Source organism: Thalassospira sp. (assembly GCF_048059015.1).
GTDB lineage: Bacteria > Pseudomonadota > Alphaproteobacteria > Rhodospirillales > Thalassospiraceae > Thalassospira.
Genome location: NZ_JBLLNT010000002.1, coordinates 342,855 through 367,070 on the forward strand (window position 1 = coordinate 342,855; position 24,216 = coordinate 367,070).

Genomic DNA, 24,216 nt, shown 5'->3' on the forward strand with positions numbered 1-24,216 from the left:
CCTAAACGAAGTCGAATTTATCGACGTCAAACAGGCCGCGATCCGTCATTTTCAGATGTGGGATGACCGGCAGGGCAAGGAAGGCGACCTGAAGGAAGGGTTCGGGCAAAACGCAGCCCAGATCCTTGGCCGCCGCACGCAGTTTGATCAGGTCTTTTTCAACCACTTCAAACGGCTCCGTGCTCATGAGGCCTGCGACCGGGAGCGGCAGTTCGGCGGTGACTTCGCCGTCATTGGCAACGGCAAAGCCGCCACCCATTTCAATCAGGCGGTTCACAGCGGCGGCCATATCGGCATCGCTTGCACCGACCACGGTGATGTTGTGGCTGTCATGGCCGACCGATGATGCAATTGCCCCGCGTTTCAGGCCAAAACCGCGCACAAAGCTGCGTCCGATATTGCCGTTGATGCCGTGGCGTTCCACCACCGCGACCTTGATCACGTCATTATCGAGATCGGGTTTCAGGCCATTATCGCCAATCTCAAGCGTTGCTTCATCGCGGAAGGTTAGGATCAAGCCCGGCTTGACCTTGATCACCGGGGTCTGGTTTTGACCCGGCTTGGGATCGCAGGCAAAGGCGTCGGCCGTTACCGGCGTTGCCTTCATCGAGCTCAGGCCGACCGGGGCGATGGTTTTGCGTTTGGCAAACAGATCATCGGTGACCAAGCGACCACCGGCAATCACATCAACCACATCACAATTTTCCAGATCGCTTAGAATGGCGATATCAGCCCGCCAGCCCGGCCCGATCAAGCCACGATCACGCAGGCCAAAGATGCGGGCGGCAGAATGCGATGCGGCGCGATAGGCATGGTGGATCGGGCAGTTGCGTGCCTTCAGATGGCCGATCAGACGGCGTACCAAGCTATCAAGATGGCCTTCTTCGCCGATATCAAGCGGATTGCGATCATCGGTGCAAAGGGCGACAAAGCTTGAGCTGTTTTCATCCAAAATTTCGGCCAGGGCCTCAAGATCCTTGGAAACCGAACCTTCGCGGATCAGGATCGCCATGCCCTTGGCGAGTTTTTCGCGGGCTTCTTCGGCCGAGGTGGCTTCGTGATCGGTGCGAATGCCTGCGGCCATATAGCCGTTCAGGTCCGTGCCGCGCACAAGTGGCGCGTGGCCATCGATATGGCCATCCTGAAAGGCTTCAAGCTTGGCCATGATGCCCGGATCAAGGTTCAGAACACCGGGATAGTTCATCATTTCCGCCAGACCGACGACCTTTTCATGGGATCGGAACGGCAAAAGGTCTTCGATCTCAAGCCGGGCACCGGCGGTTTCAAACGCGGTGGCGGGCACACAGGATGACAGATTAACCCGCACATCCATGACGGTCTGTTCGGCACTATCAAGGAAGTACTTGATGCCGTCTGCCCCCAGCACATTGGCGATTTCATGCGGGTCGCACAGGACTGTGGTGACACCATGCGGCAAAACGCAGCGATCAAATTCAAGCGGGGTGACGAGCGAGCTTTCGATATGAAGGTGGGTGTCGATGAAGCCCGGCACGGCGAATTTGCCGGTGCTGTCAATCTCGGTCTCGCCAGCATAACTGTCATGGGTGCCGACAATCCGGTCGCCGATAATGGCAATATCGGTTTCGGTCACCTTGCCGGTGATGACATCAAGCAGCCCGATATTTTTCAGGACCAGATCCGCCTTGATTTTGCCCTGACCGGCAAGGATGCATTTGCCAAGATGGGTTTGGGTAAGATCGGTGCTGCTCATGGGTTCTAGTCCTGTCATTCTTGAAATTCTTTTGCGTGCTTAAGGGTAAAGCATGTAGGGGCTGTGCGCCTTGAATTTTTTATGCATCGCTGCGTTGAAACTGTGTTTGCGTCACAGCAAAGGTTCGATGGGGGCCGTCTGATGGCTTCTGCCCTTGACCGGGGCGTCTGCCGTGCTAACTCTTGGTCGAAGCAATCGATGAGATTCAAGGATAGTTTATGAGCGAACAACAAAGCTGGCATGGCACGACAATCCTGTCTGTGCGTAAGGGCAATGAAGTCGTCGTGGCCGGTGATGGTCAGGTATCGCTTGGCCCGACCGTGATCAAGGGCAATGCGCGCAAGGTGCGCCGGATCGGTCAAAAGGGTGAAATCATGGTTGGTTTTGCCGGGGCGACGGCAGATGCCTTTACCCTGCTTGAACGGCTTGAAGCCAAGCTTGATCGCCATCCGGGCCAGACCATGCGCGCGTGCGTTGAACTTGCCAAGGACTGGCGCACCGATCGTTATCTGCGCAAGCTTGAAGCGATGATGGCAGTGGCCGACAAGGATGTGTCGCTGGTTCTGACCGGGCAGGGCGATGTGCTTGAACCCGAAGATGGCATCATTGCCATTGGATCGGGTGGTAATTATGCGCTTTCAGCGGCCCGTGCATTGATTGATATGGACCTGACGGCCGAGGAAATTGCCCGCAAGGCGATGGCAATTGCCGGTGAGATTTGTGTCTATACCAACGGCAATGTCCTGCTTGAGAAAATCGAACTCGAGGATGCGAAATAAGCAAGGTGCCAAATAGGGCCTTGCCGCTGTGTCCGTCGCAATAATTTACGGAATAAATCATGACCCAACATTTCAGCCCGCGTGAAATTGTCTCCGAACTGGACCGCCACATCGTCGGTCAGAAGGATGCGAAGCGCGCGGTCGCCATTGCGCTGCGCAACCGTTGGCGCCGTCAGCAGCTTGACGACGATATGCGCAATGAAGTCCTGCCAAAAAACATCCTGATGATCGGCCCGACCGGTGTCGGTAAAACCGAAATCGCGCGCCGTCTGGCAAAGCTTGCCGATGCGCCGTTCATCAAGATCGAGGCCACAAAATTTACCGAAGTCGGCTATGTCGGGCGTGACGTTGAACAGATCGTTCGTGATCTGCTTGAAGTTTCCATCGATCTGACGCGTGAAAGCATGCGCAAGAAGGTCCGCGCCAAGGCAGAAATGCAGGCCGAGGAACGCATTCTCGATGGTCTGGTGGGCGAAACCGCATCACCTGATACCCGTCAGAAGTTCCGCAAGATGCTGCGTGAAGGTGAACTTCAGCAAAAAGAGATCGAAATCAACGTTCAGGAAAGCAGCTCGGCCTCGATGCCGACCATTGATATTCCGGGGATGCCCGGTGCACAGATGGGGATGCTGAACCTGAACGATATGTTCGGCAAGGCGTTTGGCGGCAATACCAAGCCAAAACGCATGACCGTCGAAGAAGCCTTTGACCGCCTGATCGATGAAGAAGGCGACAAGCTGCTTGATAATGACAAGGTCACGGCCGAGGCGATCGAAAATGTCGAACAAAACGGCATCGTGTTCCTTGATGAGATCGACAAAATCACCGCTCGTTCCGAACGCGGTGGCGATGTATCGCGCGAAGGTGTGCAGCGTGACCTGCTGCCGCTGATCGAGGGTACCAACGTCTCGACCAAACATGGCACGGTTAAAACCGATCACATCCTGTTCATCTGCTCGGGCGCGTTCCATCTGGCAAAGCCGTCGGATCTTTTGCCGGAACTTCAGGGTCGTTTGCCGATCCGGGTTGAGTTGAAAGCGCTGACCGAAGGTGATTTCCGCCGCATCCTGATGGAGCCGGAAGCATCCCTGATCAAGCAGTATGTAGCACTCCTGAAAACCGAAGAAGTCACGCTGGACTTTACCGATGATGCGATTGATGAAATCGCCCGGATTTCGGCCAATGTGAACGAAACGGTCGAAAATATCGGCGCGCGTCGTCTGCATACGGTTCTGGAAAAGCTGCTGGATGATATCAGCTTTACTGCAACGGATCGTGGCGGCGAGACGTTCAAGGTCGATGCCAATTATGTCCGCGAACAGGTCGAAGACCTGTCAAAGGATGCCGATCTTTCGAAGTTTATTCTGTAATCGAAACATTCGATCGATCCAGATACACAAAAGGCCAGCACGATGTTGCTGGCCTTTTTGTTTTGCGTGATCTGATGTTTGTTAAGCCGAGTGCAGCTTACGGACATTGTCGCCGGTTTTGGCCGGAAGATAGACCGTAAAGACCGATCCAATACCCTGTTCACTTTCGATCTGCATGGTGCCGCGATGGCGTTGCACAAGGTGTTTGACGATCGCCAGGCCAAGGCCGGTACCGCCAACCGCGCGCGAGCGTGCGGTATCAACGCGATAAAACCGTTCGGTCAGGCGCGGCAGGTGTTCGCGGGCAATCCCGTCGGAATGATCGCGGATGGCAACGGCCATGATGCGATCATGGCGGAAACGGGCCAGAGCGCCGGGCGGGTTTTTAACCAGGCTGATGGTGACTTCGACATCGGTTTTGGCATGGCCATACTTAATGGCATTTTCCACCAGATTGACGAAGACCTGCGTCAGTTCCTTTTCCTCGCCGATCATGTCGGTATTTTCAAGCTGGCTGGTGACCCGGATATTCATATCCTTGGCATTGGCCTTCATCGTAAGGCTTTCAGCGACCTTGTTGATGATTTTGCCGACATTGCATTCTTCAGAAGGCGGGGTGTGTTCATTAAGCTCGATCCGGGCCAATGACAGCAGATCTTCGATCAGATGCTGCATACGTTGGGCCTGATCACGCATCACCGGCAGGAACTGGTTGAGTGCGTCCGGGTCATCCTTTGCCGGGCCTTCAAGGGTTTCAATGAAGCCCAGAAGTACCGATAGCGGTGTGCGGAGCTCATGACCGGCATCCGTGGCAAAGTCAGCACGCATCTGTTCAAGCTTACGAAGCTCGGTCAGGTCAGAGAAGGACAGAACGAAGTTGCGGTCGCCGGTGGCTGCAGGCAGGCGCGCAGTCAGTACGTCAAAATGACGGTGCGCGTCAGCCGCCAGCACGAATTCGGCATGTTTCATGGTTTCGCGCGCATTGGCGACATCATCAAACGCATCAAGAAGGATCGGGTCACGGATAAAGCGCGTCAGATCACGGCCAGTTTCAAGGTTATGAAACAGCCCCTGTGCCGCCTGGTTAAAGCCGGTCACAACCCGATGGCGGTTAACCATCACAACCGGGTTCGGCAGATGATCAAGAATTTCCGCATCTGTGCTGGTTTGCGCTTCGAGCAGGGCAATACGGTCGCGGAAGGCCGCGGCAATCTGGGTATAAAGCGATGACAACTCGGATGCGGCACCAAAACTGATATGTTGTGGCGGGGTGCCCTTGAAGCGGTCGCGCAGATCAGTGGCGTACCGTGCCACACGGCGCAGATCACCGAAATAAACCCGCAGGATTGCCACCGTCCCAAGCCATGACACAGTCGCAGACAGGATCGCCGTGCCCCAGCCAAGCAGCTCCATCGCAGCAAGCACGACAAAGACGATGCCTGCCGGGAAGGCAATGGCCAAAGCTGTAAGTATCAATTGGCTGAAACCCAATTAACGCTCCTGTTTACGAGGGAGTGGCGGTTCGGTACGCGCGTATTTAAAAGTGGACCTAAAATGGTTATGGGCCAGTAAAGATCAAATAAAAGTTTGATGACAGTTTTCAAGCCACTCACCCGATTGAAAAAATCCGTCGTTTTGGGTGACGGGCTGTGCTCTATCAGAAAACCACGGGAATTGAATATAAAAAAGGCCCCCCGACGTCGGAGGCCTTTTGCATTGTTGCCTGATGATGCCTGAATGTCAGAGGATTTCAGCGCCCTGATCAAATGCCAGACGCGGGCTTCGGGCGTGAAGCTTGGCGCGGTCGCCATAGCCAATATTGATCAGGAAGTTGCTTTTGACCGGCGTGCCCGCGAAGAAATCTGCATCAAGCTTGGCATTGTCAAAGCCCGACATCGGCCCGCAATCAAGCCCCTGCGCGCGCAAGGCCAGAATGAAATAGCCCGCCTGTAGGGAGCTGTTGCGAAACGCGGTTGTTTTAATCGCGTCTTCCTTGCCGGCAAACCAAGAACGCGCATCGGTATGCGGGTAAAGATCGGGGAGCTTTTCGTAAAATTCCAGATCTTGCGCGACAATGGCGGTCACAGGGGCGGCCATGGTTTTATCGACATTGCCTTCGGCGAGATAGGGTTTCAGACGTGCTTTTGCCTCGGCCGATTCGATAAACGTCACCCGCATCGGTTCGCAATTCGCACTGGTCGGTCCCAGAACAGCCAGATCCCAGGCCTGTTTGAGCAGGTTGATATCGACATCGCGATCCTGCCAGGCGGAAAAGGTACGTCCATTATGGAAAAGAAGGTCGAGTGCGTCGGAATTAAGCATGGGGCCTCGTCTGATTGCAATTATTGGTCTCTTTCAAAAGTAGTCCCATCACGACAATTGGCAACCATCCATATGAAATATGGAAAAACAAACGCTTCACTGGTATTTTCATAACCGAAACGATCCCGGCAAACGGGACGCGGTCCAAAGGGAATGACAAAAATGCATTGCCTTGGACTTGGGGCAATAACCGGGCTTTGAGCCGGTTTGGTCCCACACGGAGTGGTTGGTAGAGGACTGGAATCCAAAATGAAATTTATGGCCAAAGGTCAAAAACCGTCAGCGACGGGCAATTTCGTGGAACCCGGCACCATGTTGCGCAGCATGGTTTTCGGCACTGCATTTGCCATCGGTCTGACATTCAGTACCAGTCCGGGCATTGCCCAGTCTGAGGCGACTGACGCGGGTGTGGAAGCACCCACGCAAGAAAATATGAATGAAAACGCTGCGACGACTGAACCGATGGCACAATCTGATGTCAGCGAACCGGCGCGCGTAGAGGTCAGTGGTGATGCGACGTCATCGGTTGTTTTCATGTATCACCGCTTTGGCGAGGATGAATATCCATCCACCAACATCAAGATTGATCAGTTCAAGGAACATGTCGCCGAACTGACCAATGGCAGTTACACGGTTCTTGGCGTTCCGCAGATCGTTAGCGCCCTTGAAAAGGGCGAAGGCCTGCCCGATCGGACCGTGGGCATCACGATTGATGATGCGTATCGTTCTGTCTATGAAATTGCCTGGCCGATTTTCCGTGAAAACAACATGCCCTTTACGGTGTTTGTTTCCACCGAACAGCTTGATGACGGCTTTTCCAATTATATGACCTGGGACATGGTTCGTGAAATGGCCAAGGCCGGGGTGACAATTGGTGGCCATAGCCAGCATCATTCCCACCTGCCCGATCTTGAGATCGAGGCGGTCAAAGCCGAGCTTGCCCATTCAGCCGATCGGTTTAAGCAGGAACTGGGTTATGTCCCCGACATCTTTGCTTATCCCTATGGCGAAGCCAATGATGCGGTTATCGCAGCCGTTAAGGAAGCCGGTTACAAGGCAGCGTTTGGCCAGCAAAGTGGCGCGATGAGCGTTGATTTAGATTTCATGTATCTGCCGCGCTTTGCGCTTAATGAACATTATGGATCGATGGATCGCTTTACCTTGGCGGCCAATTCCTTGCCGCTTGCGGTTACCGATATCACGCCAGCCAACTATACGCTTACCCGCAACCCACCGGCCTTTGGCTTTACGTTAAAAGAAGCCGCACCAAACGTTGCCTGTTATCCGTCTGATGGTGACGCGACCATGACCCGCCTTGGGGATGAGCGCGTTGAAATCCGTCTGGATGGTCCGGTGGCATCCGGGCGCTGGCGGATCAATTGCACGTCGATGGGCCCGAATTCCCGGTGGCAGTGGTTTGGTATGTTGTACACCGTGCCATGATCAATAAGGGCTGATTGACCAATCAAGTCCTTTGAAAGATTGAATAATTCAAACGCCGCACCCGGTACCGGGATGCGGCGTTTTTCAATTCATCTTTGGGTGCTTGCACCGCGATAGGTGACAATGTAGGTTAACCACACTCATTAACCGTAATTAATTGGTAATCACAGTGGCGGCAGGCAAAAATCTTCTTTTGATCATCTCGGGTGGCATTGCCGCCTATAAGGTTCTTGAGGTGATCAGAAGGCTTAGAGATCGCGATATCAATATCCGCGCGATCCTGACCAAGGGCGGTGCCGAGTTTGTCACCCCACTGTCTGTCGCAGCGCTTACCGAGAACAAAGTCTATCAGGATCTGTTTTCTCTGACCGACGAAGCCGAAATGGGCCATATCCGCCTATCGCGTGAGGCTGACCTTGTTCTGGTCGCCCCGGCAAGCGCCGATATTCTGGCGAAGATGGCGACCGGACAGGCCGGTGATCTGGCGACCACAGCGCTTCTTGCGACGGACAAGCCCGTGATGATCGCGCCTGCCATGAATGTCGAGATGTGGAACCACCCGGCAACGCAGGCCAATATCGCAACCCTTGACAGCCGTGGCGTGATCCGGGTTGGCCCGTCGGCCGGTGATCTCGCCTGTGGCGAGGTTGGCTCGGGCCGATTGGCCGAACCGGCCGAGATTATAGCCAGTGTGCTTGATTTCCTTGATGCTCAGGACGCACCCAAACCATTGGCGGGTAAAAAGGCCGTGGTCACCAGCGGCCCGACCCATGAGCCGATTGATCCGGTGCGCTATATCGCCAACCGGTCATCGGGCAAGCAGGGTCATGCAATTGCGCAGGCGCTGGTGGATGCAGGTGCGGATGTGACGTTGGTATCGGGGCCGGTAACTTTGCCTGACCCGGCTGGTGTGACTGTTGTGCGGGTTGAAACCGCGCGAGAGATGCTTGGTGCGGTTCAAGCCGCCCTTCCGGCTGATATTGCAATCTGTGCTGCGGCGGTGGCCGATTGGCGGACAGCCGATGAAGCCGGTCAGAAGCTTAAGAAAGATGGATCGGGCGTGATCCCTGATCTCAAGCTTTCGGAAAATCCCGATATTTTGGCAACCATTTCCAAGGCAGGACCATCGCGCCCGGCTTTGGTGATCGGCTTTGCCGCGGAAACGGAAAATGTCACCGAACATGCGCGCGCCAAACGCGATCGCAAAGGATGTGACTGGATCCTTGCCAATGATGTTGCCCCGGATACGGGGACCTTTGGCGGGGATCAAAATGAAATCTGCCTGATTTCGGGCAGTGATGCGAACAGTGATGAACGTTGGGAACGCCAAAGCAAAACCGGTGTTGCCCGGGCCTTGGCCGCACGGATCATCAAACATTTTTCCTGATGCGATTGCGCACGGATTGATTTCAGACCCGGATGTTACCGGGACAGGTTTTAAGGATAAAAAGTGACGATGTCGGCTTTGAGCGTTGATTTGAAACAGCTTCCCCATGGTGCGGATTTGCCGTTGCCCGAATATGCAACCGCGCAATCAGCAGCGGTTGATTTGCAGGCAGCCATTGACGGGAAACTGGTTCTGGAACCGGGCAAGCGTGCCATGGTCGAGACCGGCATTGCCATTGCCCTTCCGGCCGGATTTGAAGCGCAGGTGCGCCCGCGTTCCGGTCTTGCAGCCAAGAATGGTGTCACGGTGCTCAATAGCCCGGGCACGATTGATGCCGATTACCGTGGTGAGATCAAAGTCATTCTGATCAATCACGGTGACGTTGCCTTTGAAATTGAACGCGGCATGCGTATTGCCCAGCTGGTGGTTGCTCCGGTGACCCAGGTGTCTTGGAATGCAGTTGCCGATCTTGATGAAACCGCGCGCGGTGCGGGCGGGTTTGGTTCGACCGGCACAGCAAGCCCGGTCAAATAGGTCTGTTGTGCCGCCTTCTGGATCGGGGCGTGGCACGACAAATGGTTGCTCTGACGAAATCAGGTTCGAACACCATCTGGGGGGATGGCCGAACCGCAAGGGGAGTAAAGTGAGACGATGTTAAAACTATCGAAAAAGATGCTGTTTGCGATCGAGGCGGTCGTCGACATTGCCTACAACGCCGCGGGTGAACCGGTTCAAAGCCGTGACATCACCGCGCGTCAGGGCATTCCGAAACGCTATCTCGAACAGACATTGCAGCAGCTGGTCCGGGCCGACATTCTGGTTGGTGTGCGTGGTCCGCGTGGCGGGTACCGCCTGGCGCGTGAACGTCGTCGCATCACGCTTGCCGATATTGTTTCGGTGATCCGTGCAATGGAAACGTCCGATGACCCGATCGAAGATCCGGCAGGATCGCCGCTTGGCAAGGAAGTTGTCCGTCCGCTGTGGCGCGAATTGCAGGACGAAATGATGAAGCAGCTTGAGAAAATCACGGTCGAAGACTTGTGCAATCGTGCGCGTGACGCGGGCTTGCGCAGCGGGATCGAAGAATCCCCGGATTTCATCATTTAATCTTCTGGAACAGTTGCGGATTGCTGTATCGTTAAACAACAGGATTCCGCTGCAGTTCACTTTAAACTACAGGCATCAGGTAAGCCGTCCGGTACAGAAAATGTAAAAATTCTTTCTACCCGTTTGACTTGGCGGGATGGCGGGATAAATACAATATAATCATGTGCTTGATGGCAAAAATACAGAAACGTGCGAGGAAAACATGACTGAGTTTCGCGGCAAGATTTACGACAGCATCATCGACACCATTGGCGCAACGCCGCTGGTGCGCCTTTCACGTTTGGCAGAAGCCGAAGGTGTAAAAGCCGACCTGGTTGGCAAGCTCGAATTCTTCAACCCGCTGGCATCTGTCAAGGACCGTATTGGTCTGGCGATGATCGAAAATGCCGAGAAAACCGGCAAGCTTTCCCCGGGTGCAACCCTTGTTGAGCCGACCTCGGGCAATACCGGTATTGCGCTGGCATTCGTTGCCGCGGCCAAGGGTTACAAGCTGATCCTGACCATGCCGGAAAGCATGTCGCTTGAACGCCGCAAGATGCTGATGCTTCTGGGCGCGCAGATTGATCTGACCCCGGCGGCCAAGGGCATGAAGGGTGCGGTTGCGCGTGCTGAAGAACTGGTTTCGGAAATTGACGGTGCGGTCATGCTTCAGCAGTTTGACAACCCGGCAAACCCGGAAATCCACCGCAATACGACGGCCGAGGAAATCCTTAAGGATACCGCGGGCCAAGTGGACATCTTTGTTTCTGGTGTTGGTACCGGCGGTACCCTGACCGGTGTTGGCGAAGTTCTGAAAAAGCATAACCCGAATATCCAGATCGTCGCGGTCGAGCCGGAAGACAGCCCGGTCATTTCCGGTGGTGCACCGGGTCCGCATAAAATCCAGGGTATTGGTGCCGGCTTCATTCCGGGCAACCTCAATACCGATGTGATTGACACCGTCATGACCATTGGCAACGAAACCGCCTTTGCAACCGCACGCAAACTGGCATCGATCGAAGGTCTTCCGACCGGTATTTCGTCGGGTGCTGCGGTTGCAGCAGGCATCGAGCTTGGTCAGAAGCCGGAAAATGCTGGCAAGCGCATCGTTGTGATCATTCCGAGCTTTGCTGAACGTTACCTGTCTACTGCCCTGTTCGAAGGTCTGCAGTAAGTCAGGTTGCGACAAGCTATTTGATCAAAGGCCCGGTGTTTCGCATCGGGCCTTTTTTCTGTCTGGATCGGCGCAAACACTGGATGTGGCGTTCAATCATCCCAATCTGAAAGACTTCAAAACCATGGGATTGTTGAATGAAGCAACCGCACGCAAGAACCGAAATTGATGCTCTGTTCCGCTGGATCGGGATGGGGATCGTGGTTGTTGTTGCTATTTGTTTTGATATCAAAACGTCCCATGCGGATCATGGTGAACATAATATCCGCATCGTTGTCGCCGATGATGTTTTGGATGACTATCACCTGTTTCTTGATGGTCGTGACCCGCTGGCGATTACGTCATTTGACGGCAAACACAGCCGCCGTGACGTTGTTGAAGTCGTCCTGATACAGCAGGCCTTGTATCGTGGTGGATGGCTGGGTGAGGTCAATCTTCTGCCGGGTGGTAATTATGCCCGGATGATGCAGCTGATTGCCGAAGGCGAAGCCGACATTACCGGATCATCAACCTGGTTTCGCGATATCAGCCATAATGGCCAGCTTATTTCGGCCTCCGAGGCTGTTATTCCCCTTGGCGCATTCGAAGCCGGTTTTTACATGCTGGCAGACAATCCCAATCGACTGAAAACCCATAATTTGCGTGGCATTCGTTTGATGCGGGGTGCATCAAACCGCAATTGGAAACCCGATTGGCAGGCATTGGGCAAGCTTGGTCTGGCCGATCTTATTCATGTGCCGGCGTGGGAGCTGATGGTGCAATTCGTGGCCGACGGTCGGGCTGATTTCCTGTTGGCACCGTTCCAGCCGGGACAGGAGATGGAGCTTGTCGTTAATGATGTGCGCATGTTGCCGATCCCCGGGTTTAAGATCGCTCTTGATGGCAGTCGCCATTTTGCGGTTACCAAGGAGCGCGATTACAGCGCGGACCTTATTGTCGCGGTCAATCAGGGGATTGCCGAGCTAAGCGCGATTGGCCGGATTGAGCAGGCCTATCGTGAGTCCGGTTTCTTCCACCCGGCTGTGCGGGACTGGACCCTGATCGGGGCGGAAACATTTGGTCAATCGGGCAAGTTTCGGCCGCAAAAACCAAAGCCAAGGCAGGAAAATCAAATCTTTTCCTTGAGGGATGCGGTCGGCAGGCTATATCCAGAAGCTGGGTAGCAAAAGCCCAGCATATTTAAGTCCGATTTTTAGTGCGTTCTGAGCAGGATATCCCGATCCGGTGACCGATTTCGATTTCAGCGAAAATGAAGTGCAACGCTATGCCCGCCATATCGTCCTTAAGGATGTTGGTGGCACTGGCCAGATGAAACTCAAACGTGGCCGGGTGCTGATTGTCGGGGCTGGCGGGCTTGGATCGCCGCTTGCGATGTATCTGGCGGCGGCAGGTGTTGGCACCATTGGTATTGTTGATGCCGACACGGTCGAGCTTTCCAATCTGCAGCGCCAGATTGCCCATGGCATGAAGGATATCGGAACACCCAAGGTCGACAGTGCCAAGGCAACCATGACGGATATGAACCCCGAAGTGACGGTTCATGCACATAATACCCGCCTTGATGCATCCAATGTCCTGGATCTGATTGCCGATTACGATGTAATTGCCGACGGATCGGATAATTTCGATACACGGTTTTTGCTGAATGACGCCTGCTATCTGGCGGGTAAGACGCTGGTATCGGGTGCGGCCCTTCGCTTTGACGGGCAAGTCTCGACCTTTAAGGCGCATCTGGGCGCACCAAACCCGTGCTATCGTTGCATTTATCATGCACCACCGCCCGAAGATGCCATTCCATCCTGCGCACAGGGCGGCGTTTTGGGATCCGTTGTTGGCATGACCGGTGGCATTCAGGCGACCGAGGTGCTGAAAGAGCTGATGGGCATTGGTGATGGTCTTTCGGGGCAATTGTTGATTATTGATGCCCTGTCGGCATCTTTCCGCAAGATCAAGGTGCCACGCGATCCGGGCTGCCCGACCTGTTCAGAAAACGCCACAATCAAGGACCTTTCCATCCATGAGCACTGAGAACCAAAGTCCCAAGAAACTCTCACTGGTGGTGTTTTCCGGAAGCTTTGAGAAAGTTCATTACGCACTCGTAATGGCATCGGCTGCCTTGGCATCCGGGCGCGAAGTCACCCTGTTTTTCACCATGGATGCGTCGCGTGCGTTGTTTGCACCATCAGGATGGCGTCATTTGCGCACCGAGGTGGATGGTGCTACCGCGACGTCGATCGATCTTAGCTACTCCACACGCGGTATTGGCAGCTTTGAAGAACTTCTGTCGGCTTGCGCGTCGCTTGGGGCGAAATTCATGGTCTGCGAGATGGGCCTGCGTGCGCTTGGTCTGGAAAATGAAACCACCCGTGACGAGCTTTCGATTGAAACGGGTGGCGTCGTGACCTTCCTGAACGATGCCAAGCAAAATGGTGAGATGCTGTTTATCTAGGTCCTGACCCTAAGCGTTTGGCCGATTAGCTTGCCAAAAGCTTGATCCCCAATCCGGCAAGGCAGAGCCCGACGGCGCGTTCGATCCATGATTTGATTGCGGCAATCCGGGCCTGCACGGATGGCAAGGTCAGTGCCAGTGCGACCAGCGCAAACCAGATCATGTGGCAGGCCGCGATATAGATCCCGTAACCGATTTCCTGCCACACTGCGGTTTGCGGTGAGATCACCTGACTGAACAGCGATACGATAAACAGCATGGTTTTCGGGTTGAGCGCGTTGCAGGCAAACCCGATCCAGAAGGCCGATCTGCTGTTGTGAACCTCTCCGTTCCGGTTTTGATCCGGCCCCGGCGCATCGGTGACTGCGTTGTACGCATTAGCGCTATTTTTCTTGCCAACCAGGGCACGGATATCAGGCCAAAGGGCCGATAAACCAAGCCAGATCAAATAGGCCGCGCCAAGATAGCGCAAGGCGGTTAAAACCCAGACATTGCTGGCAAACACAACCCCAAGCCCGATCAGGGTATAGGCCAGATGCACCGATACCCCCGATCCAATCCCGATGGCGCAAAACACGCCTGCCCGCCGCCCGCGTGCCAAGGCAATACGGGTGACCATGGCAAAGTCCGGGCCCGGGCTGATCACGGCCAGAACGGTGATGATGCCAACGGCAATGATTTCCATTGATAAGAGGCCGCCTGTGAATTCCGGCATGGTGTGATCCTTGTGGATATAGAAACGGGTTGATCTGTGAGCTGATTGAGTATCAAACTGGATGGATCACCAGAAAATCGAAAAATTCCGGAAAATATTGTGAGTAATTTTCACAGAAAACGCAGCCTGCCACCCTTGGCCACCCTGCCCGCCTTTGAGGCAGCCGCACGCCATCAAAGCTTTTCACGCGCTGCAGATGAATTGCATCTGACCCACGGGGCGATCAGCCGTGCGGTGGCCCAGATCGAGGAACGATTGGGCGTTAAGTTGTTTGTCCGGCGCAATCGGCGGGTTTGGTTGACGGCGGCGGGCGAAAGGTTGCTAAAGGCCACATCCGGGGCGCTTGATGGTCTTGATCAGGCGGTTGAGGATATTCACCGTCATGATGGCACCTCGCCAATCCTGACCGTATCGTGTGAGCCCAGCCTTGCCATGCGCTGGCTGATGCCGCGTCTAGGGGATTTCCGGGCGGAAAACCCGGATTTGAATATCGATCTCAGGCTTGAGGGCGGGCCGGTTGATTTGCTGGCAGATGGCTGTGATGTTGCCATTCGGCGTGCGGATTACGGTATTTCCGAACATTACATCACCACCCGTCTTTGGGCCGAATATGCCGGGCCGGTTTGCGATCCCGAATGTTGGAACACCATACTTGTTCAGGATTTGTCCAACGCCCGGTGGCTGCACACCCGAACCCGCCCGGATGCCTGGGATGACTGGAAACGCGCAAGCGGGATCGAGGCATCACCTGCCAGCGAGCAGTATTTTGATCATTTCTTTTTTGCCCTGCAGGCCGCCGTAAACCGGTTGGGAACGGCAATCGGTCCCTTGCCGCTTGTGGCCGATGATTTGGCGGCCGGTCGCCTGATTGCGCCGCATGGCATGGCACCAACCGGGTATGATTATGTGCTGATCACCCTTGATCCGCCCAAACGTGACCCGCGCATTGCCCGGTTCTTTGAATGGTTGATGACCAAAGCGAGGGACATGGAATTGGCGATAACGTCAGAGTGATCTCATACTCGCTTCACGGGTGCCATTTTCCCGGGGTCGGAACATTGGTCGAACATCATGCGTTTTAGGACTCTTTGCACGGCAGGGGTTTGACACATGCTGACCGACCTTCCCTATTTCGCGACGGCGGAAAAATATTTCGATATCGGAATAATTGATATGGTTTTGCGCCTGTGTGCCGCGACCATAATCGGCATGATGATAGGGCTTAACCGTGATGTGAATGGCAAGCCAACCGGAATGCGGACCTTGGCACTTGTCGCACTGGGTGCGGCTGTTGTGTCGGTGGTTGCTGTGCATTTTCAGGATTTGATTGATCATCCCGATGCGCTGTCGCGCGTTGTGCAGGGCATCTTGCAGGGTGTTTTGACCGGGATTGGTTTTATCGGGGCTGGTGTGATTATGCGTCAGCCAAAATCCAACTCGGTTTCCGGTCTGACGACAGCGGCAACGGTCTGGATTACCGCCGCCCTTGGCATCGCGTGCGCCTTGGCCGCATGGCATATTGTTGTGATTGCCTCGGTCCTGACCTTCATCGTTCTGATCGCGCTAAAGCCGGTCGAAGTAATGCTGGTGCGCTTGCTGGGCAGCGAAGAAAACGCTGCCCAATGTGAAAAGAACTAGGGTCGGGTGCGATCAGCGCATCATGGATTGCGCGAGCGAGCTATCGGAATAAAGCGCGTATTTGGCCCGGGCATTGGGCAGCTGATAATGCCACCATTCATGGTCGTAATGCTCAAACCCGGCGCTGACCATGATGCCAAGCAGCAAGAATCGGTTGGCTTCGGCTTCTTTGGAGATCAAATCAGACCCGTGATAGGACCTGATATGCATTTCATCAAACCCTGCCCCCATATCCAGTTCCTTGCCGTTTTGATCAATCAGCGTTAGATCAATGGCCACACCACGACCATGTGGCGATCCGAAATCCGGATTGGCGACGAAATCGGGGTTGGGCGAATGGTTCCAAAGCGCACGTTGTGCTTCTTGGGGACGAAACGCATCAAGAATGCGCAATTTCACCCCCTGACGCTTTGCCATGGCAACTGCCTTTTTAAGGCAGGCAGCCGCATCCGCGTGAAGATAGCAGGCAGGTCGTGTATAAATCGGTGCCCCGGTGAAATTCCGATCCGTGGCATAGACGATATCAATTTCGACATCATATTCTTGAGGCGTAATTTCGACCAGCGCCATCGCCGGAGGCTCCCTGTTCTTGTCGTTCACCGATTACATAAAGAAGATGCTGACTGGACAGTCGCGATCATCAGATAGCGCAGAGCTTAGCGCATCGCAAACCACATCATCAAAGACGGAAAAGTCCGGACCGACGATTTTGGCGATTGATACCGCCTCAACGTCGCTGTCGACGGCTGTTCTGATCAATGGTGAGGTCAAAGGCGAGCTTTATGAAGATATGGAACGCGGTCAGGCCGAACATCTGATGAGCTTCATTTCCCAAAGCCTTGAGGCAGCTGGTATCGAATTTGACGCGGTCGATGGTATCGCCGTTACGGTCGGGCCGGGTGCCTTTACCGGGATGCGCATTGGTCTTTCGACCGCACGCGCACTTGGTCTTGCGCGCAAGATTCCTGTTGTTGGTGTCAGTTCGCTTGAAGCGGTTGCTTATGGCGTATCCGAACGCGATCAGCAGGGCCGCAATATCCTTGTCGCCCTTGATAGCAAACGAAACGAGATTTTTGCCCAGGCCTTTGATGGCCGCAAACGTCCGCTAAGCGCTCCGGAATGTGTTGCCCCGCGTCAGGCGCTTATGATTGCACCACCCGGTGATACGCTTTTGGCAGGCGACGCGACCCCGCGTCTTTTGACCGCAGCCGCCCATGCGCCAGATGCCTTTTACGATACGACTGCACCGGGCTTGCCACGCGCAGGCAATGTTGCGCGTATCGCAGCATCACGTTGGGACAGTGGTGAAAACCTGGCCCCGGTTCCGATGTATTTGCGTGCGCCCGATGCCAAACGCATCGAGGATCAGGGGCCCAAGAAAGACAAATGACCCAAACTGGCGCCAGTGATCCGGTAACGGATCAAACCCCAAAGATCGAGCTGGTGCCATTAACCGCGGCCTTTGCCCCGGTGGCAAGTGCCCTTCATGCGCAGGGGTTTGATGACCCATGGGATGCGGATGCGATCATTCGATTGCTTGATGTGCCCGGCGCCTTTGGCATTCTGGCCTATCAGCCCGGTGATCCGGCGCAAAACAGCGAAGATCTGCCGCTTGGCTTTGTTCTGATGCAGACCGTCCTTGATGAGGCGGAAATCAACACCATCACGGTTGCACCCGCTGCGCGCCGTATGGGCGTTGGCAAAAAGCTTCTTGGGGTTGTTGAAGAACGTCTTCGGGCAAGTGATGTCACCCGCATGTTGCTTGAGGTTGCCGTTGATAATGATCCGGCGATTGCCCTTTATACCCAGAACGGGTTTAGCGAAGTGGGGCGGCGTAAGGGCTATTATGCGCGGCGTAACAGTGCGCCGGTCGATGCGTTGGTACTTGAACGCCTGCTTTGATTGGCGTTACGCCCGCAGCAATCTGCTGTGAAATTGCCCTTACGGAAAAGATTGTTTTACGTCCATCGACTTACGCAAGTTGGACGCATTTTAATATTGTATATCCACATAAATAGTGTGGTTTTGCAGGGCAAGCTGTTGTAGTGTAAGCCTGCATCGGAACCGGAGATGTTGCTAACCCTTGCGGATAGTCAGCTTAAAGGTTCCCGGTGTATCGGCGATTTCGACCAGTTCGATGACTTCGTCGCCCATCTCGGTGACCGAGCGCGGGACGTTTTTCAACGGTTCACCTGCGCCCAAGGTGACTTCCAGAACCTGGCCTTGCGTCATGGTTTCGAGTTTCAGACGGGTACGGACAAACGTCATCGGGCAGACATCATTGGTGATGTCGATTTTCTGGTCGGGGGTTTTGACGTCCATATCGGTCTCCTGAAGGGTAGCGCCTTTGTGAAGTAGCGCCCTTCATGGCAGGTGGCAAGTGGGCAGATCGAACAGCTGATATATGCGATGACCAGCGGTTTCGTTGGGGTAATCGCAAGATACAGAATTAATCGCGAATTGAACCTTGCGATATGTGGCGGATTTTTCAATATTTAGCCACAAGAGAGCAAAGCCTGGGGTTGAGTCCTGGCTTGGGGACAGGCGGAACCGGAAACGAGAAACAAGACAATGCTTGCAGAATCAACTATCGAGCAGAAATGCATCGACGCGGGCCTTAAAATGACAGGCCAACGCCGGGTTATCGCCCGCGTACTGTCAGAGTCCGAAGACCACCCCGATGTTGAGCTGGTCTATCGTCGGGCGACCGACATCGACCCGAAAATCTCGATTGCGACTGTTTATCGTACCGTGCGTCTCTTTGAAGAGGCGGATATTCTCGAGAAACATGATTTCGGCGATGGTCGCGCGCGCTACGAGGAACTCACCGAAGAGCATCACGATCATCTGATCGACATGCGTTCGGGCGACGTAATCGAGTTCTCGAACGAGAAAATCGAGAAGCTCCAGGAAGAGATCGCGAACGAACTCGGATACAAACTTGTTGGCCACCGTCTTGAACTTTACGGTGTTCCTTTGAAAGACAAGAAGTAAAACCGAAGCTCGAACGAGCCTTCTACTTACGAATTCCAAGGCCACTTGCTCATTTAGGCAAGTGGCCTTCATATTTTTGTTACGCGTTCTTCACAAACCCTTCACTCGCCCTTCACGCAATTCACGCGCAAAATCCGGGCAGTTGAACGAAAGGGTGTTGTCATGCGTGACGAAAGATCGGTTCAGCGGCTTGAGGTTCGCCTCGCCGAGAATCAGGACGAAATTCTCGCCAGCCAGAAGCTCCGTTACAAAGTATTTTATGAAGAGCGCGGCGCAAAGCCGACGGCAGAGATGGCGGCTGAAAAGCGCGACTTCGATCATTACGATCCGCTCTGCGATCATCTTCTGGTTCTTGATCACGGCCGTGGTGCCGGTGCTGATGCGGTTGTCGGCACCTATCGCCTGCTGCGTCAGTCCGTTGCCAATGAACATGGCGGCTTCTACAGTGCTGATGAATATCACATCGAAAGCATGCTGAACGCGGTAAAGGAAACCGGCGAAATCATGGAACTTGGCCGTTCCTGCGTTGAAGCCGATTACCGCACCATGCCGACCCTGCAGCTTCTGTGGCAGGGGATTGCTGCATATGTGTTCAAATACGACATCAAATTGATGTTTGGTTGCGCATCATTCCACGGCACCGACCCGGATGCCTTCAAGGATGTGCTGACCTATCTGCATCACAACCACTTGGCCCCCGAAGACATGCGTCCGCGTGCGATCGAAGAACGTTACGAGCCGATGCTGCGTGCTGAAATTGATGGCATCGATCAGCGTCAGGCACTTCGTGATCTGCCGCCGCTGATCAAGGGGTATCTGCGTCTGGGTGGTTTTGTCGGTGACGGGGCTGTTGTTGATCATCAGTTCAATACCACTGACATCTGCATCGTGTTACCGACTGAAAAGGTAACTGATCGCTATTACAAGCATTACGAACGGACCGCGAGGGTATCGTGAACTGCTATGTGTGTGCCGCTATCCGGCTGACGGCTTATGTGCTTTTGACATTGGCATTACTGCCAGTGCAGCTGGTGGCCATCGCATTTCGTTTGAAGTTGGCCGATGAATTGCCGCGCTTCTATCACGCGCTTTGCTTGCGCATCCTGCATATCGAAGTTCGTGTTTCGGGCGTTGATTTGCTTGATGGGCCGGGTGTGATTGTTGCCAATCATGCGTCATATCTTGATATCCCGGTTCTGGGTGCACTGACACGCGGCAGTTTCATTGCCAAAACCGAAGTCGCAAGTTGGCCGGTATTTGGCTTCCTTGCGAAACTTTCGCGCACCACCTTTGTTGAACGTCGTGCGGTTCGTTCGCGTGAACAAAATGATCAGCTGAGCCAGCGTTTGCAAAACGGTGACAAGTTGATCCTGTTCCCGGAAGGGACCAGCAATGATGGCAACCGCGTACTTCCGTTCAAATCAACTTTGTTTGCTTCTGCCGAACGGGCAATGCCAGATGGATCGCCGGTGAAATTCCAGCCGGTATCGATTGCCGCCACCCGTCTTGACGGGGCGCCGATTGGCCGTGATTTGCGGGCGTTTTATTCCTGGTACGGGGATATGGACTTGGCCCCGCATTTGTGGCAGTTTCTCGCGCTCGGCAAAGTGACGGTTGAAATTGTTGTTCACCCGGCTGTGACGCTGGCGGATGCCGCTGGCTCGCGCAAGGAACTTGCCAGAATGTGCGAAGCCCGGGTTGCCGAAGGACATCAGGCAGCATTGCGTGGCTTGCACCGTGGTGTGCCTGTCCAGTTGATTGATAGTGACCTGTCAGGTGAACTGGTCGGTTGTTCGCCGCTGGCAATCATTTCAGAAGATTTTCGACTGTTTGGTCCTGATCGACAGTTCGGCTCCTGATCGTTTTGCCGTATAATGCACCGGTTGAAGTGAAATTTGGTTTCACCTGACCGGAAATTCAGATAACGAGATGTCCGGTTAGTGCGGTGTGAGGAATCACACCGCTTTTCGGCGTTTTGAGAGAGAGCGAAACGGATCTTACGTGACTGAACCGAAGAAACTTTTTGTAAAAACCTATGGCTGTCAGATGAATGTCTATGACAGCCAGCGCATGCAGGATGTCTTGGCGCCACTGGGTTACCAGTCGGTCGACAGTGCCGAAGGCGCAGATATGGTGATCCTCAATACCTGTCACATCCGTGAAAAGGCCGCCGAAAAGGTGTTTTCCGATCTGGGCCGTGTGCGCAAGCACAAGGAAGCCAAGGAAGCAAACGGCGGTGACAAGATGATTGTCGCGGTGGCAGGTTGTGTTGCCCAGGCCGAAGGTGCCGAGCTTATGAAGCGCGAACCGATGGTCGATATGGTGTTTGGCCCGCAGACCTATCACCGCCTGCCGGAAATGGTTGCACGCGCCAACCGCGCGATTGGTCGTGATCGCATCATCGACACCGACTTCCCGGCCGAAGAGAAATTTGATCACCTGCCTGAGCAGGTCTCAAGCCAAGGCTATTCGGCGTTTCTTGCCATTCAGGAAGGCTGCGACAAGTTCTGCACCTTCTGTGTGGTGCCCTATACTCGTGGCGCGGAATATTCGCGTCCGGGTGCGGACGTTATCCGCGAAGCCAAACAGCTTGTTGCCCATGGCACGCGTGAGCTGACCCTGCTTGGTCAGAACGTCAATGCCTATCACGGCGAGGCCCCCAATGGCGGGGAATGGACGCTGGGACGGTTGTTGCGTGAACTGGCCGAGATCGATGGTCTGGATCGTATTCGCTACACCACGTCGCATCCGCGCGATGTGGATGATGACCTGATTTCAGCACATCGCGATATCAAAAAACTGATGCCGTTCCTGCATCTGCCGGTTCAGGCGGGCGGCGACCGTGTTTTGCAGGCGATGAACCGCAAGCACACCAATGCAGATTATCGCGAGATTGCCAAACGCCTGAAGGACGCCTGTCCTGATCTGGCGCTGTCTTCTGACTTTATCGTCGGCTTCCCCGGTGAATTGGATAAGGATTTCGAAGACACGATGGAAATCGTGCGCGATATCACCTTCATTCAGGCATTCAGCTTCAAATACAGCCCGCGCCCGGGAACCCCGGCATCGGCGATGGAGCTTCAGGTGCCGGAAAAAGTCAAAACCGAACGGATCATGCGCCTGCAGGCGCTTTTGGCGGAACAGCAGCTTGAATTCAACCGCAATTCTGTGGGCAAGGAAATGGATGTCTTGCTTGAGCGTCGCGGCAAGTATGAAGGACAGCTTGTTGGCAAGAGCCCCTATATGCAGCCGGTCCATGTCAGCGGCCTGCCCGAAACGGCGCTGGGGTCGATCGTGCGGTTGAAAATTACGGAAGCGCTGCCTAATTCCCTTGGCGGCGAACTGGTCGATGCCACCAATAACGGCCAGAAATCGGAAAGGAACGTTGCGTGAGCGGCACCCCGACAAAAAACAAGACAGCACCAAAAGTAAAACACGCCCCCAAGGATTCCGATCAAATCGAATTTCAGGATAACGCGCTTGCCCAGCTTTTATATGGGCCGCAGGCGGAAAACCTGACCAGGCTTTCTGAACGCACTGGTGTTCAGGTTTCAAGCCGCGGCCTTGTTGTGATGCTTAATGGTGAACCGGCCAAGGTTGCCCAGGCCAAAAAGGTTCTCTCGCAGCTTTATGCGCGTTTGCGCGACAAGGAAATCGACCATATCGATGTCGAAACGGTTGATGGTGCCATTCGCCTGTCCGAACCAGACGATGCCGATCCATGGAACGGTCAGACCAAGGACATGTTTGGTGGATCGCGCCTGACCATCCAGACCAAGAAGCGCCGTATTTCCCCGCGTTCGAAACGTCAGAAAGACTATGTCGAGGCGATCCTTGATAACGAGCTGATCTTTGGCATTGGCCCGGCGGGTACCGGCAAGACCTATCTTGCGGTGGCGATGGCGGTTCAGGCCTTTATCCTTGGCCAGGTGGATCGCATCATCCTGTCGCGTCCGGCCGTTGAAGCCGGCGAACGTCTTGGCTTCTTGCCGGGTGACCTTAAGGACAAGGTCGATCCTTACTTGCGTCCACTTTATGACGCGCTGCATGACACGCTTCCGGGTGATGTCGTGATCAAGCGCATGGAAAGTGGCGAGATCGAAGTCGCCCCGCTTGCCTTCATGCGTGGTCGTACGCTTTCACATGCCTTTGTTATTCTCGACGAAGCCCAGAACACCACGCCCATGCAGATGAAAATGTTCCTGACCCGTCTGGGTGAAGGATCGCGCATGGTTGTGACGGGCGACTTGACCCAGATCGATTTGCCCGATGGCACCAAATCGGGTCTGCGTGATGCGCTTGAAACCATTGGTGATGTCAAAGGTGTTGCGACGATCAAGTTTGATCAGCGCGACGTTGTTCGCCACCATCTTGTGACCAAGATTGTTCAGGCATACGACGCGGCAGATGCGCTGCGTGATCGCCTGAAAAAGGGGTATCGCGGCGAGAAAGACGTCGTAGCCAAGGATACGGACAATGACGGCACCGCTTGATCTGGATCTTGAGGTCGAAGCAGGCGATTGGCAAAAGGCCGAGATCGAGGCGATTGAAGCAGCCGTGATCGCAGCACTTGATGGTGCGCTTGATGACGGTGCGCTTTGGGATGATGAAGGTGTTCCAACCGATGGCACGCCCGATGAAGGCGACGGTGCGTCACTTCTATCCATCGCCCCGGTGATCGAAATTGGCGTGCGTCTGTCTGATGATGCATCGGTTCAGATCCTTAATCGCGACTATCGCGACAAGGACAAGCCAACCAATGTTTTGTCCTTTGCCGCCCTTGAAAGTTCGGATGATGCGGATGCCTTCATGATGGCGCCCGATATGCCATTGATGTTGGGGGATATCGTGATTGCGCGCGAAACATGTGCGCGTGAAGCGGTTGAACAAAACAAGTCCCTGAAAAATCATCTTGTTCATCTTGCCGTTCATGGCACGCTGCATCTTGTCGGTTACGATCATATGGTTGATGATGAAGCCGAAGAGATGGAAGAACTTGAACGTCAAATTCTTGCCGGTCTCGGGATTGATGATCCCTATGAGCCGATTGAAGATGAGCCGAACTAGCAAACGGTTTGTTTGAATTAAAGGATGTCGAAACCGACCCATGAACGACACTAGTCAACG

General features: G+C 54.5%; 26 protein-coding genes. 20 read left to right on the top strand and 6 right to left on the bottom strand.

All coding sequences use genetic code 11. The features are described 5' to 3' along the window. Position 1: 1 nt before the first annotated feature. Entirely contained in the window at positions 2–1,732 is a 1,731-nt protein-coding gene (gene ade / locus ACMZ66_RS02290; RefSeq protein WP_416934016.1) for an adenine deaminase, read from the bottom strand. Positions 1,733–1,950: 218 nt separating this feature from the next. Between ade and hslV the strand changes: the two genes are divergently transcribed. After that, positions 1,951–2,511 carry an ATP-dependent protease subunit HslV gene (gene hslV, locus ACMZ66_RS02295; protein ID WP_416934018.1) on the top strand — a complete coding sequence of 187 codons (561 nt, stop codon included), beginning with the start codon at positions 1,951–1,953 and terminating at the stop codon, positions 2,509–2,511. A 59-nt stretch (positions 2,512–2,570) separates the two neighbouring features. Continuing rightward, positions 2,571–3,881 (top strand): ATP-dependent protease ATPase subunit HslU, encoded by a 1,311-nt coding sequence (gene hslU, locus ACMZ66_RS02300; RefSeq protein ID WP_416934020.1) that lies wholly within the window; start codon positions 2,571–2,573, stop codon positions 3,879–3,881. 81 nt (positions 3,882–3,962) lie between these two features. Here hslU and ACMZ66_RS02305 read toward each other — a convergent pair whose 3' ends face one another. After that, positions 3,963–5,372, bottom strand: a complete 1,410-nt coding sequence (locus tag ACMZ66_RS02305; protein WP_416934022.1) for an ATP-binding protein — start codon at positions 5,370–5,372, stop codon at positions 3,963–3,965. 249 nt (positions 5,373–5,621) lie between these two features. Further along, positions 5,622–6,203: a malonic semialdehyde reductase gene (locus tag ACMZ66_RS02310; protein ID WP_416934024.1), complete on the bottom strand. Its 582-nt coding sequence runs from the start codon at positions 6,201–6,203 to the stop codon at positions 5,622–5,624. Positions 6,204–6,452: 249 nt separating this feature from the next. Here ACMZ66_RS02310 and ACMZ66_RS02315 point away from each other — a divergent pair, with 249 nt between their 5' ends. From ACMZ66_RS02315 to ACMZ66_RS02350, 8 genes are all read left to right on the top strand, one after another. After that, entirely contained in the window at positions 6,453–7,646 is a 1,194-nt protein-coding gene (locus ACMZ66_RS02315) for a polysaccharide deacetylase family protein (protein WP_416934026.1), read from the top strand. A 169-nt stretch (positions 7,647–7,815) separates the two neighbouring features. Beyond that, entirely contained in the window at positions 7,816–9,033 is a 1,218-nt protein-coding gene (gene coaBC, locus ACMZ66_RS02320; RefSeq protein WP_416934028.1) for a bifunctional phosphopantothenoylcysteine decarboxylase/phosphopantothenate--cysteine ligase CoaBC, read from the top strand. 69 nt (positions 9,034–9,102) lie between these two features. Further along, positions 9,103–9,567 (top strand): dUTP diphosphatase, encoded by a 465-nt coding sequence (gene dut, locus ACMZ66_RS02325; protein ID WP_416934030.1) that lies wholly within the window; start codon positions 9,103–9,105, stop codon positions 9,565–9,567. 117 nt (positions 9,568–9,684) lie between these two features. Next, entirely contained in the window at positions 9,685–10,140 is a 456-nt protein-coding gene (locus tag ACMZ66_RS02330) for an RrF2 family transcriptional regulator (protein WP_416934032.1), read from the top strand. A 202-nt stretch (positions 10,141–10,342) separates the two neighbouring features. Then, positions 10,343–11,293 (top strand): cysteine synthase A, encoded by a 951-nt coding sequence (gene cysK, locus ACMZ66_RS02335; RefSeq protein ID WP_416934034.1) that lies wholly within the window; start codon positions 10,343–10,345, stop codon positions 11,291–11,293. Between the two features lie 137 nt (positions 11,294–11,430). Further along, on the top strand, positions 11,431–12,456 hold the full coding sequence (locus tag ACMZ66_RS02340) for a hypothetical protein (RefSeq protein WP_416934036.1): 1,026 nt from the start codon (positions 11,431–11,433) through the stop codon (positions 12,454–12,456). Positions 12,457–12,517: 61 nt separating this feature from the next. Continuing rightward, positions 12,518–13,321 carry a HesA/MoeB/ThiF family protein gene (locus tag ACMZ66_RS02345; RefSeq protein ID WP_416934038.1) on the top strand — a complete coding sequence of 268 codons (804 nt, stop codon included), beginning with the start codon at positions 12,518–12,520 and terminating at the stop codon, positions 13,319–13,321. Beyond that, positions 13,311–13,742 (top strand): DsrE/DsrF/DrsH-like family protein, encoded by a 432-nt coding sequence (locus ACMZ66_RS02350; RefSeq protein WP_416934040.1) that lies wholly within the window; start codon positions 13,311–13,313, stop codon positions 13,740–13,742. The genes ACMZ66_RS02345 and ACMZ66_RS02350 overlap by 11 nt, the downstream gene beginning before the upstream one ends. 25 nt (positions 13,743–13,767) lie before the next feature. Here ACMZ66_RS02350 and ACMZ66_RS02355 read toward each other — a convergent pair whose 3' ends face one another. Further along, entirely contained in the window at positions 13,768–14,457 is a 690-nt protein-coding gene (locus tag ACMZ66_RS02355) for a LysE family translocator (protein ID WP_416934042.1), read from the bottom strand. A gap of 99 nt (positions 14,458–14,556) precedes the next feature. Here ACMZ66_RS02355 and ACMZ66_RS02360 point away from each other — a divergent pair, with 99 nt between their 5' ends. Both ACMZ66_RS02360 and ACMZ66_RS02365 read left to right on the top strand, forming a co-directional pair. After that, a complete protein-coding gene (locus ACMZ66_RS02360) occupies positions 14,557–15,471 on the top strand; it encodes a LysR substrate-binding domain-containing protein (RefSeq protein ID WP_416934044.1) in 915 nt (304 codons plus the stop codon). Positions 15,472–15,567: 96 nt separating this feature from the next. Further along, positions 15,568–16,095 carry an MgtC/SapB family protein gene (locus tag ACMZ66_RS02365; protein WP_416934046.1) on the top strand — a complete coding sequence of 176 codons (528 nt, stop codon included), beginning with the start codon at positions 15,568–15,570 and terminating at the stop codon, positions 16,093–16,095. A gap of 12 nt (positions 16,096–16,107) precedes the next feature. Here the strand turns inward: ACMZ66_RS02365 and ddpX are convergent, their stop codons facing one another. Next, complete coding sequence (ddpX, locus tag ACMZ66_RS02370; RefSeq protein WP_416934048.1) at positions 16,108–16,665, bottom strand: D-alanyl-D-alanine dipeptidase; 558 nt, start codon at positions 16,663–16,665, stop codon at positions 16,108–16,110. Positions 16,666–16,684: 19 nt separating this feature from the next. Here ddpX and tsaB point away from each other — a divergent pair, with 19 nt between their 5' ends. Continuing rightward, a complete protein-coding gene (tsaB, locus tag ACMZ66_RS02375; RefSeq protein WP_416934049.1) occupies positions 16,685–17,485 on the top strand; it encodes a tRNA (adenosine(37)-N6)-threonylcarbamoyltransferase complex dimerization subunit type 1 TsaB in 801 nt (266 codons plus the stop codon). Beyond that, complete coding sequence (locus ACMZ66_RS02380; protein ID WP_416934051.1) at positions 17,482–17,997, top strand: GNAT family N-acetyltransferase; 516 nt, start codon at positions 17,482–17,484, stop codon at positions 17,995–17,997. Before tsaB ends, ACMZ66_RS02380 begins: the two co-directional genes overlap by 4 nt. Positions 17,998–18,171: 174 nt before the next feature. Here ACMZ66_RS02380 and ACMZ66_RS02385 read toward each other — a convergent pair whose 3' ends face one another. Beyond that, the gene (locus tag ACMZ66_RS02385; protein ID WP_416934053.1) at positions 18,172–18,417 is read right to left on the bottom strand and encodes a sulfurtransferase TusA family protein; all 246 of its coding nucleotides are present in this window, start codon (positions 18,415–18,417) and stop codon (positions 18,172–18,174) included. 249 nt (positions 18,418–18,666) lie between these two features. Between ACMZ66_RS02385 and ACMZ66_RS02390 the strand changes: the two genes are divergently transcribed. The 6 genes from ACMZ66_RS02390 to ybeY all read left to right on the top strand — a co-directional run bounded on the left by ACMZ66_RS02390 (position 18,667) and on the right by ybeY (position 24,156). Next, entirely contained in the window at positions 18,667–19,089 is a 423-nt protein-coding gene (locus ACMZ66_RS02390; RefSeq protein ID WP_416934055.1) for a Fur family transcriptional regulator, read from the top strand. 162 nt (positions 19,090–19,251) lie between these two features. Continuing rightward, positions 19,252–20,046, top strand: a complete 795-nt coding sequence (locus ACMZ66_RS02395) for a GNAT family N-acetyltransferase (protein ID WP_416934057.1) — start codon at positions 19,252–19,254, stop codon at positions 20,044–20,046. Next, the gene (locus ACMZ66_RS02400; RefSeq protein ID WP_416934059.1) at positions 20,043–20,948 is read left to right on the top strand and encodes a lysophospholipid acyltransferase family protein; all 906 of its coding nucleotides are present in this window, start codon (positions 20,043–20,045) and stop codon (positions 20,946–20,948) included. The genes ACMZ66_RS02395 and ACMZ66_RS02400 overlap by 4 nt, the downstream gene beginning before the upstream one ends. Before the next feature lie 142 nt (positions 20,949–21,090). Then, positions 21,091–22,482 (top strand): tRNA (N6-isopentenyl adenosine(37)-C2)-methylthiotransferase MiaB, encoded by a 1,392-nt coding sequence (gene miaB / locus ACMZ66_RS02405; RefSeq protein ID WP_416934061.1) that lies wholly within the window; start codon positions 21,091–21,093, stop codon positions 22,480–22,482. After that, positions 22,479–23,582, top strand: coding sequence for a PhoH family protein (locus ACMZ66_RS02410; RefSeq protein WP_416934063.1), 1,104 nt, complete (start codon positions 22,479–22,481; stop codon positions 23,580–23,582). The genes miaB and ACMZ66_RS02410 overlap by 4 nt, the downstream gene beginning before the upstream one ends. Further along, positions 23,566–24,156, top strand: a complete 591-nt coding sequence (gene ybeY, locus ACMZ66_RS02415; RefSeq protein ID WP_416934065.1) for an rRNA maturation RNase YbeY — start codon at positions 23,566–23,568, stop codon at positions 24,154–24,156. Before ACMZ66_RS02410 ends, ybeY begins: the two co-directional genes overlap by 17 nt. Positions 24,157–24,216: the final 60 nt, after the last annotated feature.